This window comes from Komagataeibacter europaeus (assembly GCF_002173515.1).
GTDB lineage: Bacteria > Pseudomonadota > Alphaproteobacteria > Acetobacterales > Acetobacteraceae > Komagataeibacter > Komagataeibacter europaeus.
Genome location: NZ_CP021467.1, coordinates 1,770,058 through 1,783,798 on the forward strand (window position 1 = coordinate 1,770,058; position 13,741 = coordinate 1,783,798).

6 protein-coding genes are annotated in these 13,741 nt (G+C 63.1%); 1 reads left to right on the top strand and 5 read right to left on the bottom strand.

Going from position 1 to position 13,741, the window contains the following annotated elements; all coding sequences use genetic code 11:
- Positions 1–21 precede the first annotated feature (21 nt).
- The 5 genes from S101446_RS08180 to bcsA all read right to left on the bottom strand — a co-directional run bounded on the left by S101446_RS08180 (position 22) and on the right by bcsA (position 12,346).
- Complete coding sequence (locus tag S101446_RS08180) at positions 22–1,752, bottom strand: SGNH/GDSL hydrolase family protein (RefSeq protein ID WP_087608085.1); 1,731 nt, start codon at positions 1,750–1,752, stop codon at positions 22–24.
- Positions 1,753–1,767: 15 nt separating this feature from the next.
- A complete protein-coding gene (locus S101446_RS08185) occupies positions 1,768–5,736 on the bottom strand; it encodes a cellulose biosynthesis protein BcsC (protein WP_087608852.1) in 3,969 nt (1,322 codons plus the stop codon).
- Between the two features lie 7 nt (positions 5,737–5,743).
- Positions 5,744–6,904, bottom strand: coding sequence for an acyltransferase family protein (locus tag S101446_RS08190; protein WP_087608086.1), 1,161 nt, complete (start codon positions 6,902–6,904; stop codon positions 5,744–5,746).
- An 83-nt stretch (positions 6,905–6,987) separates the two neighbouring features.
- Positions 6,988–7,659, bottom strand: a complete 672-nt coding sequence (locus S101446_RS08195) for an SGNH/GDSL hydrolase family protein (RefSeq protein WP_019090487.1) — start codon at positions 7,657–7,659, stop codon at positions 6,988–6,990.
- A 133-nt stretch (positions 7,660–7,792) separates the two neighbouring features.
- Positions 7,793–12,346, bottom strand: coding sequence for a UDP-forming cellulose synthase catalytic subunit (bcsA, locus tag S101446_RS08200; protein WP_087608087.1), 4,554 nt, complete (start codon positions 12,344–12,346; stop codon positions 7,793–7,795).
- A gap of 655 nt (positions 12,347–13,001) precedes the next feature.
- Between bcsA and S101446_RS08210 the strand changes: the two genes are divergently transcribed.
- Positions 13,002–13,667: a TetR/AcrR family transcriptional regulator gene (locus S101446_RS08210; protein WP_231290062.1), complete on the top strand. Its 666-nt coding sequence runs from the start codon at positions 13,002–13,004 to the stop codon at positions 13,665–13,667.
- Positions 13,668–13,741 lie beyond the last annotated feature (74 nt).

The window sequence follows — 13,741 nt, forward strand, 5'->3', positions numbered from 1 at the left end:
ATACCCGCATCATGACGGCATTTATTTACTGAACAGGGATCCGATGCGATCCCATACATACTTCGCCATTACTTCATGCCCGGCCTGATTGGGATGCGTCGTATCGGGATCCCATGTTTCATGGTCAAGCACGTTGGCAAGGGGCTGCCCGGCGGCAAAGGGATCGATGGTGATGTCGGCACCGATGGTACCCTTCGCGATCGCATCATGAACGGCGGCACGGGGGGAGCCGCCAGTCTGGGCCTCGTCAATAATGGCGACGGTATAACCCGCCGCCTTCAGGCGACTGACAATCTGCTTCAGGTTACCCACCGTGTCGGCAGCAGGGATATGGTAGGCAGGCAGGTGGTCATTATAGCCGCCAAAGACAACGGCCACCTTGCGCGCGGCGCCACGGGCCACGGTTTCGGCAGCGGGCAGCATGTCGAGCATCTGCCGCGTCGTAGCCCCCGACACCGCGAAATCATAACTCTGGTAACGCGCGAAGCGCTGCATGAGGTACGGCCAGTTCCGGCCATCATGCACCCGGAATCCCTCGGTCCGGCTGTCACCGATGGCGACAAAGACATCACGCAACTGCGGCATGTAGTCCCCTGCCGCCGCAGCAGACGCGGCAAAGTCCTGCGTCTGCGCTGTCGTCGGGGCGTGGTCGGCTATGACAATACCGGTCCACTGCCCGGTATTGCGCCCCTGCACGAACCATGGCCCGCCATCTGCATTGTAGCCGATATACCCGCCCGACAGCGTGCCACCGGGCAACATGCCCGGCAGGGTGACATGCGCATTGCCCGCCTGCAGCGTGTAGCCACCGGGTCCCGCCGCCACGCCAGTCGCCGCGGGCGAACTGGTAATGACCAGGTCGGTACGCAGGTCGGGGCTGCGCGTGTCGGCAACATGGACAAACCCGTCAAGGGTATAGCTGCCGATGAAGGCCTTGAATTCCCGCCCGCTGCCCGCCTGCCCCAGCAGGACCGGCATGGGAACGGCCGCATTGCCCGAATTGGACGAGGCATAGGTGCCGGTGGTCCCGAAGAAGAAGCCATCGGCCGCGACCTTCAGCCCCTCCGGCAGCACGAAGCCGCCAGCACCGTTTTCCTCACCCCATGACAGGGTATCGATCCCCCCGACCCTGACCGCGCCGATATGGACGACATGATGGCCCGGCGTTGCCGTAATGTGGTTGCCATGGCCGGACTGGTCATACACCCGCACCACATTTGCGAACGTACCGGGATCGCGGGCGGACAGCGCGCGTTGCAGGGCCACGGTATCCAGTCGGCCGTCGCCGCCAATGGCCAGCGTGGTGATGACCATCTGGCCAGCCGACACCGTCTCGATATCAAGGGCAGGGCCGGCATAGCCACTGACCAGCCGCATCGGGCCGCCAGCAAAGACGGTATGGGAACCGAATGCGTCACCCGGCAGGCGGACCGCGACATTTTCCCACCGGGCATCACCGGGCGCCACCGACACCGCGCGCCATACCCGGCCCGATGCCTGCCACAGGTCACCTGCGCCATAACCCCGGCGGCTGTCGTCATCACGCCGGGGGGCGCGGTCCAGCCCCCCGCCCGCATGGTCGGGTGCGGGGATACATACCGTATCCCCCCCCGCCAGCCCGCATCCCGCCGCCTGCGCCTGTGCCAGAAGCGATGGCGCGGTCATGGCCGCAAGGAAGACTGCCACCTGTCTGCGCGTTTTCATGTCATGCTGTTCCCGAAAGGTGATGGGACCGTGCTGGCGTCCCGGCATTGAAGGATCATGGCGTTACTGGCCATCAAGGGTATAGTGCGCCATCCACATGCCGCTGGTCTCCGACCAGCTGCCCGCACGGCTGTAACCACCTTCCAGCCCCACACGCAGCCGGTGGTCCACCTGGTAGACAAGCCGCCCGCGCACGTTGCCCGCAAGGCCGCTTGCGCTCTCGTCGCCATAATAGCTGGGCGGGTTCTCATCGCCCTTTGCCTGCAACACATTGCTGGTCGGGAAATATGGCTCGCCATTACTGCGATAATACTGGTATCCCGCCTCCCCACGCAGGAACCATGTCCAGCGCCTGTCATGTCCCGACCATTCGACTGGCACCATGGCACCGTAATACTGCTGGGGCGAGAAGTATCCGCCCTGCCCCCATGTAAAGAAGTAGGCATTGCGCTTGTACCCGAAATACATAAGGTCAAGGCCAACACGCAGCCACTGCCGGTCATGGAACTGCCATACGGTGGCGCTGCCACCCGCACCGGCCTCGGTCTCGGTATTGCCGATGACGTTGGTCCCGCTGAGATAGGCGAAACCGCCACCCGCATATGCATTCCACCCCGGCGCGGACCATTCCAGCGCGCCATGGCCGAACAGGCGCGTCACCCCGCCCCACAGCTTGCCGGTGCCCGGGTCGCGTTCACCCGCATAGGACAGTTCGCTGTCCGTCACCATGCGTCGCCCGCCACTTATGCGCAGGCCAAGGTTACGGGTCAGGCGTGGCGCGAATTCCAGCCCGCCCACCACATTGGTGATGGGAAAGCCCAGCGGGGAAGACCCTACATCGGCCGAGAACCAGTGGTTGACGTAATTCAGGCTCAGCCCCACGCCCTGCGTATAGTAATGGTGATAGCCCCATGGTTGCGCGCCATTAACCGCGACCGTCCCGAACTGGTGGGCGGAATAGGCGTTATCCAGCGGGTCACCCGTAAACAGCAGCGTTGGCGTCACGGAAAAGGACAGCCGGTGTTCCCACGATTCAAACGGCAGGGTGGCGGTGATGGGAATGGCGAATTCCGTCAGTTGTCCCAGCCCCGCAATCCCCGTTCGGCTGCGCACGAAGGTGTTGGCGTCGAACTGCGGCGAAATGGAATCCCGCAGGTAGACGATCTGCCGGTCCATCGCCTCGGGGCTGTCATCCTCGGGGATGTAATGGTAGCTCGCGGGCAGGGTCGCGCCATGCAGGTCGAGGTATTCGCTGTCGATATAGGGCCAGCGGTAATCGGGCAGGAAGCTTTCATGCCCGCCACATTCGCCTTCCCCGTCAAGACTGCACTGGGCATGCCGGGCATGTTCCACATCCACCAACTGCGCGCGCGAATTGCCCTCGATACGTTCGATGTCGGATCGCACTTCCCAGCTCATCGGGCCATCGGGATCCTCCTGGGCCAGCCGTGTGGCATAGCCCTTCGCCTGCGCCAGATGGTGGGCGCCACCGGCGTCACGCGCGGCGGCGGCCAGCGCATAGATGTTGGTGGGCTTCAGCCGTAGCGCGATCTCGTCCTCCTCCAGCGCGCGCGCGGCCATGTTCCGGGTCTGGTACACACGCCCCATGGCCAGGTGGGCCTCGGCGGAATCCGGGTGGGCGCGCAGCACGGGGGCAAGCACCTGCGTCGCCTGCGCCGTCTGGCCATAGCGGTCGAAATTGTCGGCGGTCATGACCGCAAGGCCAATGGCGATCTGGTCACGCGCACGCGTCTGTTCGAACGTGATATCGGCGGGATGGGCCTTTGCCATGGTGTCAAAGGCGTCGAGGCAACGCGTCGTATCGAAGGACGAGCGCATGCGCAGGTACATCCCCGCATAAGCCAGCATCTGGGCCGCATGGGGTGGCTGCGTCAGGCTTTCCTCACGCGCCAGCGCCTGGCCCGCCTCCTGTGGCGCATGCCGCGCCAGCAGGGCCGCGGCAATGCGCATGCCGCGTTCACCCGTCGGGTCAGGCCGGTCGGCCAGCGCCACAAGGGCGGCGTTGTCCGCGGCGGGCGGATGGTTGAGTTCGGCTATGCGCCGGTCAAGGGCAAGCAGTTCGGCCACGCTGTCCATGCCCGGCGTACGGCCGGTCCTGGGCAGGCGGTCCAGCAGCGCACTGGCGGTGGCCGTGTCATGGCGGCCCATGGCGTAGATGATTCCCGCCTGCAGCGCCTCGGCCGAGGCATTGCGCGGTGCGGTCAGGTCGTCCATCAGGCTTTGCGCCGCCGCATGGTCACCCGCGTCATCAAGCGCATGCGCCAGCTTGAGCCGCACCCACGGATCATTCGGTTCCAGTGCATGCGCGCGACGCAGCAGGGCAATGCGACCGTCACTGTCCGTAGCCCGGTCGGCCTGAGCGGACAGCGCGGCAACCGTCAACCGCCGCGCCAGCGCCGGGTTCAGCTGGTCAAGGCGGGCAATGATCGCATCCAGTTCCGTACCATTACCCGTCTGCACCTCAAGCATGCCGAGATTGAACAGGGCCTCGGCATTGCGCGGGGCACGGCGCACGACCTCGCGATACAGCCGTTCGGCCTCGTCCGTGTTCCCCAGCCTGCGCTCGAGCATCGCCTGCAGCGACAGGACGGTCAGCGTATTGCCCGGACGGCCGCCAAGGGTGGCGAGATCGGTGCGCGCCGCATCGTAATGCCCGGTGTTGATGGCATGCACGATACGTGCCACCAGCGGGTCCATGCCCGTGCCGCCGGCTTCCAGCGCCTTCAGCGCCGCGCGCCAGTGTGGGGCGGTTTCCGGGTCGGCCTGTATGGCCTGCATGAAATACTGCCGCGCGAGCACCGGTTGCTGGCGGGCCTGCGCCACCAGCCCCAGCCCGCCCAGCGCATCGGGATCATGGGGGTTGAGGACCACGGCGCGATGGAATGCCGCCGCCGCCGCATCAAGGTTATGACGCGCCAGCTGCACGTAACCCTGCTGGTGGAAGTTCGCGGCATCAACGACGTTCTGCGTCTCCTGCGCCTTTTTCAGGCGCACAGTGAACTCCGTATCATCGGGGTGCAGGGCCAGCCATTCATTATAAAGCGGGATGCTCTGCCCGGTTATCGGTTCCCACAGCAACGCGTCACGCCATGCCGCGACCGCGTCATTGCGGATCTGGGCCGATACGTTGGATTTCGCAAGCATGCGCAGCCCGTTCAGACCTTCCTCCCGCGAGGTGACGCGATAGGTCAGGATCCGGTCAAGGCACAGCCGCGCATCTATATCACGTGGGTTACGCGCCACCCATGCCGCAAGCTTGGTGCGGGCTTCCTGATAACCAAGGATGGTCGCCCCCAGCACGCGGTAATATTCCAGTGCAAGGTCTGGTGGCGGATCACCATTCTTGAAGAGCGCCTTGTACTTGAACATCGCGGGCATCATCTTGCCCGACGCTGCCAGCGCGCGGGCTTCGGCCAGGGCCTTCGGGTCCACCGGCCCGGCCTGGATCTGCGCCTTCAGGTCGGCCACCAGACCGGGCGCATCGCCCTTGCGCTGCAGGCGTTCCAGCGTGCGCGTGGCCTGGACGGTGCTGCCTTCGGCCATCTGCAGCCGTCCCTGCAGGAACAGGGCCTCGTTATTGTCCGGTTCAATGGACAGCGCGCGCTGGATCGTCTCATGCGCCTTGGGCAGATTATGCTGGCCCAGCCAGTAATACCCCTGGTTGAGCAGCAGTTCGAGCACCGCCGCCGCATGCGCAAGATGCGCGCTGTTCGCCGTCATGGCGGGCGTAGGTTGCGGGCCGACGGGGGCCTCAGGCTGAGCGGGCGCAATCGCGACCGTATCCGCCGGGGCGGCTACAGGTGCGGCCGGATCGCCCGCCACCGCCATGCCCTGCGCCGCGGCATGGCCGCCCGACAGGATAAGGCCCGCCATCACGGCGCAGGCCATGCGCATCCCGCCTTCACGTATGCATGAATGCGCCAGCATGTCGCCGCGCACCAGCACCCATGCAGCGGGCGCGCACCGCCACGCCACGCCTTCACGCAGGCTGCGCCCGCGTGGTCGTGTCAGGTCATGATTAATGGACACGAGACACATGGGAAATATAGGCGAGGATTGCCGCAAGCAGGAGGCAGCCACCCACCAGCAGGCCCGCGCCACGGTTGCGCGCGGCGATGCTGACCCGGTCTTCATAATCAAGGCCGGTCCGCTCGACAAAGACGTAGCTCAGCAGGCTGACCACCATGACCAGCGCCAGCACGCCCGCCATCACGGCCCCATGCACCTGGAAGAACAGCAGGTAGTTCGCCACGACAATACCCGGCCAGTGCCACAGATAGACGGAATACGAAATCACCCCCAGCGGTGAAAGCGGCACAAGACACCACTGCCCCATTTTCGTGTCAGGCAGCATGATGATGACCGCAACCGCAACGCACGGGAACACCGTCATGTAGGACGGGCAGGCAAAGCGCAGCGGATAGAACAGTCCCGATCCCACGATGACCGCAAGGGCTGCGGCATAGACAAGGTTGGCCATGCCACGCGACAGCCGCAGGCGGGGCAGCATCCAGATCATCGTGCCAAGCGAGAACTGCCACAGCCGGTCGAAAATGTTGTAATAAGCCTGGCTGTCGCCCTTGTACCAGGCATAGGCGCAGTATGCCGCCGACGCGGTGAAGATGGCCGAAAGCACCAGCCTGCGGTGATGCGTCAGCGGCAGCAGCAGCGCCATGACGAAGATGATGGCGTAAAACTGCATTTCCAGCGACAGCGACCATGTATGCAGGAACGGGTAGGCAATGGCCTGCCCCTGGAAATACCCGACATGGCCCGATGCCCAGATATTGGACAGATACACCAGCGCATACGCGCCATTGAGCGCGATATCGGCACGATCACTTTGCAGCACCCACCACAGCATCCCTGCCGAGATCGCCGCGATCATGCACAGCAACGCCGGCAGCAGGCGGTACAGCCTGCGGCATACGAAGCGCACCGGCTGGAACGGGTGCTGCATGAGCGCCGAACGCCCCATGAAATAACCCGAGATCACCACAAAAATATCGACGCCGATAAACCCGCCCTGCAGCCACCCGGCATGGAACAGCACCACAAGGGCAATGGCCAGCCCCCGCAGGCCGTCAATGTCGCGCCGACGGTTCCTGGGAAAGAAGTCGTTTTCCAGAATGGTGCGCCAGCGGCTGGGCGCGGGCTGAATGGGAGTAAGTTGCAGCATCAATATTTTCCACGGCTTGCGCCAGTCTTGGGCAAAGCGGTGGGCGCCCGGCATCCCGGGTCACCCACCACGTCGGGATGGGCTTACTGCGCGGCCGCTGGCGGCGCGTCCTTCAGCTTCTCAAGTTCGGGCAGCGTCGCCTGCACGATCGCATCGCCCCAGACCTTGTAGCTGTCCGGGGTGGCATGGATGCCGTCAATCGTGTTCACGCTCCCCTGCTTGAGCAGCGCGGTGCCATCGACATAAGTACACGGCGCGACCTCACCCTTGAGGAAGGTCGCCATTTCCGTCGCCCGCTGGTCGGTCTTGCCGTAACGCGGGCTGAACTGCCCCCATGTCGGCCCGACCCAGATGCACGCCGTCTTGCCAATGGCGTAGGTCAGTGTCTTGACCTGCTCGTCCACCCAGTCCTTCGACATCGCATTCTGGCCATACGCCGCCATCGTGTCGCCCAGGACCACCATGACCACATTGGGGTGCCATTTCTCGATCAGCGAACTGATCGGCGGCGGAGACGCGGGCTTCATGTTGGCCGCGCCGATCGGTGCGTCCCCCACGCGTTCGGCGGCGCCACAGCCGTTGTTGGGATTGGGCACGACCCAGTCGGCAGCGGTGGACGAGCACACGCCATACGTCACGACCTTCGCCCCCTGCTTGGTGAATTCATCGGGCAGCACGGACAGGAGCGAGTCCTTGAAGGTGACATGACTGTCGCCAATAATCAGCAGGGTCAGGCCTGCAAGAAGGGCATTCATCTATTTCTTTCTCCAATACCAGAATTATTTTGGCTGTACGTCGGCACATCCGCCATGTACGGCATGTGCAGCCGGCTTTCCGCCGTCACGCCGAGTGCAATCGCAGATGATGGGGAAGACTGTATATGACCTATCACAAATCCCCCGTCAGGTCGTCATGCTCAACCCGCTTGCGCGACCAGCCACGCAGCCACGCCCAGACCCCGAGCGCGGCAAGCCCCGCGCCAGCCAGTCCGGTCAGGTAAAGCACCGTAGGATGACGGCCGAGATACCAGTCAAGGCGCATCCACAGCGGCAGGGAACCTACGGTATAAAGTGGCGCCGTGCGGTAACTGGTGAACTGGTTGCCATTCTTGAGCACAAGGTCGCCCTGCAGCGAGGGCAGGTCCGTCTTGTCGCGCAGGCTGAGCACCATGTCATGGATGCGTTCGGGCGTATCCCCCATGAAGGCCACGACCGAGCGATGGCTGTCATAGGGCGACTGCGCGGCCAGCAGCACGCCCGCTTCCGCGATCGGGGCGTTCAGGTTGGCCGTCACCCCATCCTTCAGCCCCGTATGGTCACGGTCCTGGAACAGGTACCAGATCCCCTGCAGTCCCGTGCGCTGGCCCACCGTGATGTGCTGGTCCTGGATCACATAGGGCGAACGGGCCAGCAGCCCGGTTGCGGCACCCAGCTGCGCCGCCGTGCCCAGCACGACAATGTCCCCCTTCGGCGGTGCCTGTTCCACCTCATCCGCCTTCATGATTTCCACGCCCGCCGCCGGATACCATGTCGATGCGCCAAAGAACCCCATGAGGTCGAGGAACGCGCCGGTCGTACCCATGTCGGGACGGGCGGGCAGGACAATGGTGGTTTCCGACAGGTCGGCCATGCGCGAGAACGGGAAGGCCGCTTCGGCAAAGTAGGACAGGTTGGGCAGCTGGGCAAAATGGTGGCCGCGCCGGAAGTCCAGCGTGGAATCCGAATCCACGCTCATGCGGATATCGCCCGGCGTGCGGCGGCACGCACCACGGTCGATGGGACGGGCGTCAAAGTTGAACTGCAACTGGTTCTGCCCGAACAGAAGCCATGGCGGCAGCGCCGTGACATGGCCAACCGCCCCTGCATGCTGGTTGACCAGGCGTTCGGACCATTTCTGCCACAGGCCCGGCGGCGAGAGCGTATAGCTCTGCAGGTAGTTGTTATTGACGCTGACATCGACGCGCGATGTCTCAAGGTCGACCACGGGGCCGCCAGGCGCGCGGACCCACATGTTCATGAGGAACGGCCGCCCGCGCCACGTATACAGGTCAGGCGGCAGGTGGAACGGCAGCGTCATGCCCGCGGGCGTGAAGCCGCCACCCTGCAGGTCAGCCGCGCCCACCAGTTCGCCAAAGCGTACCGGGCGGTCCGTCGGCACGAAGGCTGGCGCATCATAGGGGTGGCGTGTCTCGAGATTGACATCACTGACCACTTTCGAGGCCACGCCACCCAGCGTATCGGGCGAGAACACCACCGCGCGCGCCGCAACTTCCACTTCCTGCGCGTTACGTCCCGTCACAACCAGCACCGTGCCCCAGCGGTCATTGGGGTTGGCGATTTCCGCCACCATCGGCCCGGAAGGTCGCGCGCCGCTGGCATCGACAGCCAGGTTTTCGCCCACTTCCACCGCATTGCCCGAAGCCGGAATGGTGGTGGAGACAGGGAAGGACAGCTGGCGGAAATCGGCAACCTTGCCAAACCACGATGCAATCAGCCCCGCCGCCCTGAGCGCCGCCTTGTCCCCCGTCGCGGGCAGCACGACAGGCACGCGCAGCGTGGAGCGCAGGTTGGGATCAAAGAAGGGGGCGGGCAGCCGCGAAAGCTTGCGTTCCGGCGTGATGCGCACCGTTGTCAGCGTAATGCGTGACATGTCGGAGATACGCGCCCACAGGATCTCGTTGAACAGATCGTTGCAGTCACGCCGGTATTCGCCGGCAAAACGGAAATTGAGCTTGTTGTCGCCCGTGAAATACAGCGGGTCGATATCAAAGGTCAGTGGCCCGAACTGCGGATGCTGCGGATCAACCTTGATGGTGCCCACGTACTGTTCGTTCAGCGTGACCGTCACCGCACTCGCCTCGGGCAGCAGCGAGGGCGACAGCGCGCCCGACAGCGTCAGCTGGGCATGCGTCACCACCCGGTTGGCCGGCACGACCACGTCCAGGCCCTGCAGCGGGGAATACCCGCGCAGTGTCAGTGGCCCGGTCGTGGCGCCCAGGTTGCGGAACGAGATGGTGCGTGTCACCTCCGTATCACTGATGCGGTCGGCGGCGAGGGGATCGATCGTCGGCGCCTCGTCCGGGACATTGCCGGTATTGCTGTCCCCGAACGGGGCCTCCGCCGTGACACCGGTCTGGTCCGCGACGGGCGTCATGGCCGGGGGCGCACCCTCCTGCGCCATGGCGGCGGGCACCAGGGCCGTAAAGGCGACAAACAGCGCGGCAGATGCGGTAGCGCCATCACGAACGCTACGGGGAACAGGTTTCAGCACGAGGCTTTGTTTCTCCAGTTTTTCTTCCGTGGCGGGAAGGTCTTCCTCCCCCCCGTCTGGCATGGGGCGCGGTGCCTCGGGCCCGCGCCGCTTCAGCAGGCCGCCAATGCTGCGGAACACCATCGCAAGGCTGCGCAGCGGGCGGTCGGGCGCAAAATCCGCCCAGTTCGCCCAGGCGTCATTGCGACCAAAGACCATGTTGACGATCTGCCGCTCATCATGCAGGTCGCGCCGGATCCACTGCAGGCGCAGCATGTCCCGGCCTGCCCCCACCGCCCGCGCGGGAACGTTGACATGGATACCATCGCGCGCATTGTCATAATGGACCGTAACTTCGGTCCCTTCCATTTCCGCCGTGGCCCATGCCCCCTCTACGGCCAGTCCACCGAGGGAGATGTCGCGTGTATGCGCGTCAAACCTGCGGCCCCGGGCATCGGTCACCGCAACGGGCAGCCTGACCGTGACGCGTGGCGCGTGGCGTGTCTGCCGCGTTTCCCGCCCCACCGCGATCGACGCCAGCACGATGATCATGCTTATGGCCACCCATACCGTGTTCAGCACGAAGGACTGCAATGCCAGCCGGTCATGAAATTGCCAGAAGATGCCGAATATCCCGCGCACGAAGGCGACGGACAGCAGCAGGGCAAGGATGACGTTGGGATAGACCGCGTCCCAGTCGAAATAGCTGCGTTCAAGCAGGCCGCCCTTGTCCGTCACGTTGAACTTGCCCTTGTACGGCTGCAGCAGGGTGACGATGGTGATGCGGATGAGGAACAGCGCGAGCGATGTCTCGTAGATCTCGCTCCAGAAGGAATAGCGCCACCGCCCCTCGATCCGCGACAGGGTCACGACCGAATGGAAGATGTGCGGCAGCGCATAGACACTGATGGCCAGTGGTGACGCCGCAATGATGTTCTGCCCAAGAAACAGGAACGCCAGCGGCGACACCAGGAACGTCACCCGTGGTATGGCAAACAGGAAATGCGACATGGCCGACAGGTAGCAAAGCCGCTGTTCCCACCGCAGGCCGCCGCCCAGCATGGGATTGTCCACCCGCATGATCTGGATCATGCCACGTGCCCAGCGCACGCGCTGACCGATATGCAGGATCAGCCGTTCGGTGGACAATCCGGCCGCCAGCGGTTCGCGCAGATAGGCCGTCCCCCATCCCTTGCGCTGCATCTTCAGCGCGGTGTGCGCATCCTCCGTCACGGTTTCCGTGGCGAAGCCGCCAATGCCCGTCACGGCCTCGCGCCGGATGACGGCGCAGGAACCGCAGAAGAACGTTGCGTCCCAGAAATCATTGCCATCCTGCACCAGCCCGTAGAACATGTTGCCCTCGGGTGGCACATGCATCCCGCTTTCAAGATTACGCTGGAACGGATCGGGAGCGTAGAAATGGTGCGGTGTCTGCAGCAGGGCGAGGTTGGGATCGGCGATCATCCAGCCGATGGTGCGCTTGAGGAACCCGCGCGTCGGCACGTGATCGCAGTCGAAAATGACGGCGTAGGGACTGTGCGTCACTTTCAGCGCGTGGTTGAGGTTGCCAGCCTTGGCATGGTTGTTTTCGGAACGGATGATATAGCCCGCCCCCGCCGCCATCGCGAAATCACGGAACGCCTTACGCCGCCCGTCATCAAGGATGTAGACATTGAGCTTGTCCTCGGGCCAGTCGAGGTCAAGCGCGCCAAGCACCGTCGAGCGGACAAGGGAGAGTTCCTCGTTATAGGACGGGACAAACACGTCCACGCTCGGCCATAGCGCCGGATCGTCGGGCAATGGGTGTTCCTTGCGCCGCAGGGGCCACGCCATCTGGAAATAACTCAGGCACAGCGTCACCAGGGCATAGGTTTCCGCCGCCAGCAGCAGGATGGCCAGCCCCGTCTGCAGCCAGTTGCCGAACTGCACCGTCGTGGTCAGCCGCCACACGATGTAGCGCAGCGATACCAGCAGGGACAGCATCATGAGGAAAATGGTGATTCCCCGTCCCGGTCGACGGTTAAGTACCAGCAGGACCGTAACCGTACCGATGGAGATAAAGCCCTGCATCGCAGGGTCAACCGCCACCGAGCCAACAAAAGCCATGATGGCCACACCCAGCACGACCGGCACCCAGACCGGAACACGGTCCAGCCCCGTACGTGCCAGCAGCCCGGCAATCCTGCCAGTCATGAATCCTGTCCTGTATGCATCGCCTGCTATGTCACTGCCTTAATACATGAGAATATCTGGTAATTCGCCGCCCGCAGCCATGTTGTTGTATCAACGGGACTGACACCGGCATACTTTTTCCCAGAATACGACCAGCCGTTTCCTGAAAAACAAATACTCTTCATTTATGATCCAGGAGAGAATCCTGGTGACCCGAATCCCCTATCATGCAATACTGAAACAATGCATTTGCAATGCCGCCAACGCGCTGCGCTGGCCTTGCACCCGAACAATGCGAACGGTGTTAATTTTGCATTAACCTTCTGTCAAGAGAAAAACCAGAGAGCGAAAGCCAGCTTTTCACCTTACCTATCAGCAGGACGCGCCCGGATCATTGTGCGGGACATGGAAAGATGCATTTATATTTTTGTTTCATAGGTAACACTTATCGATATTTTTGTTTCATTATCAGTGCTATAGGCAGGGCACCCGTTCCCATCGCGCCCGTCAGGACGCGCCCGGGGCCGCCGGATGCCCCGCAGACAGGAATTTATATGAACACTGTTCATTGCCATCAACACCAGATATCCACAGATGCCAGCATGAATGCCGACCGGACAGGCCTGATGCGGCCTGTCCATTTTCCCGTATGGAGCGGCATGCAAAAAGAATGGTCATGAAAACCACCCGGCCCGTCATGCGCAACGGCAACTATCACAAGGGACATGTCGCGGAAGACCTGCTGCGCACGGCCCGGAACCTGCTGGATCAGGAAACGGCGGAAAGCGTTTCGGTGCGGCGCCTGACGCGGGAAATTGGCGTGACACCCGCCAATTTCTACAACCACTTCAGCAGCATTCACGACCTGCTGTTGCGGATCGCCGCTGATTCATTCGTGCAATGCACCCGACAGCTACGCTATTTCCAGCGCAATACCGTCACGCGTGCGGATGCGCTGAAGGCTGCGCTGGTGGAATATGCCAGCTTTGCTCAGCGCCATCCGCAGATATTCCGGATCATGTTCGGCTTCGTGCCCAACGCCATTTCCCACAAGATCTACCATCACGCCGCGATACAGGCATTCGCGGTATTGCTGGAGATTATCTATGGCCGGGAGATGCTCCACCTTCATGACATTGAAGGCACCCGGAAGCGTGCGCGGATCGGATACGGCCTGTGTGCAATGGGTCATGGACTGGCGATGATGCTGTCGGATGGCCGGTTGCCGTTTGGCAGGGAACAGGGTCTGGAACAGCAGCAAATGATCGAGGATATTGTGGATGCCTTCATTCACAACGAATTGCATGAAGCCCTGACCCGACCGGCAGGGCAGGAAGCATAAGGCCCGGGCAGAAGCCATTCCCCGGTTTCCCAGCAGGGCTGACCTAAAAAATTGGCATTACGGGCCATGGCTGT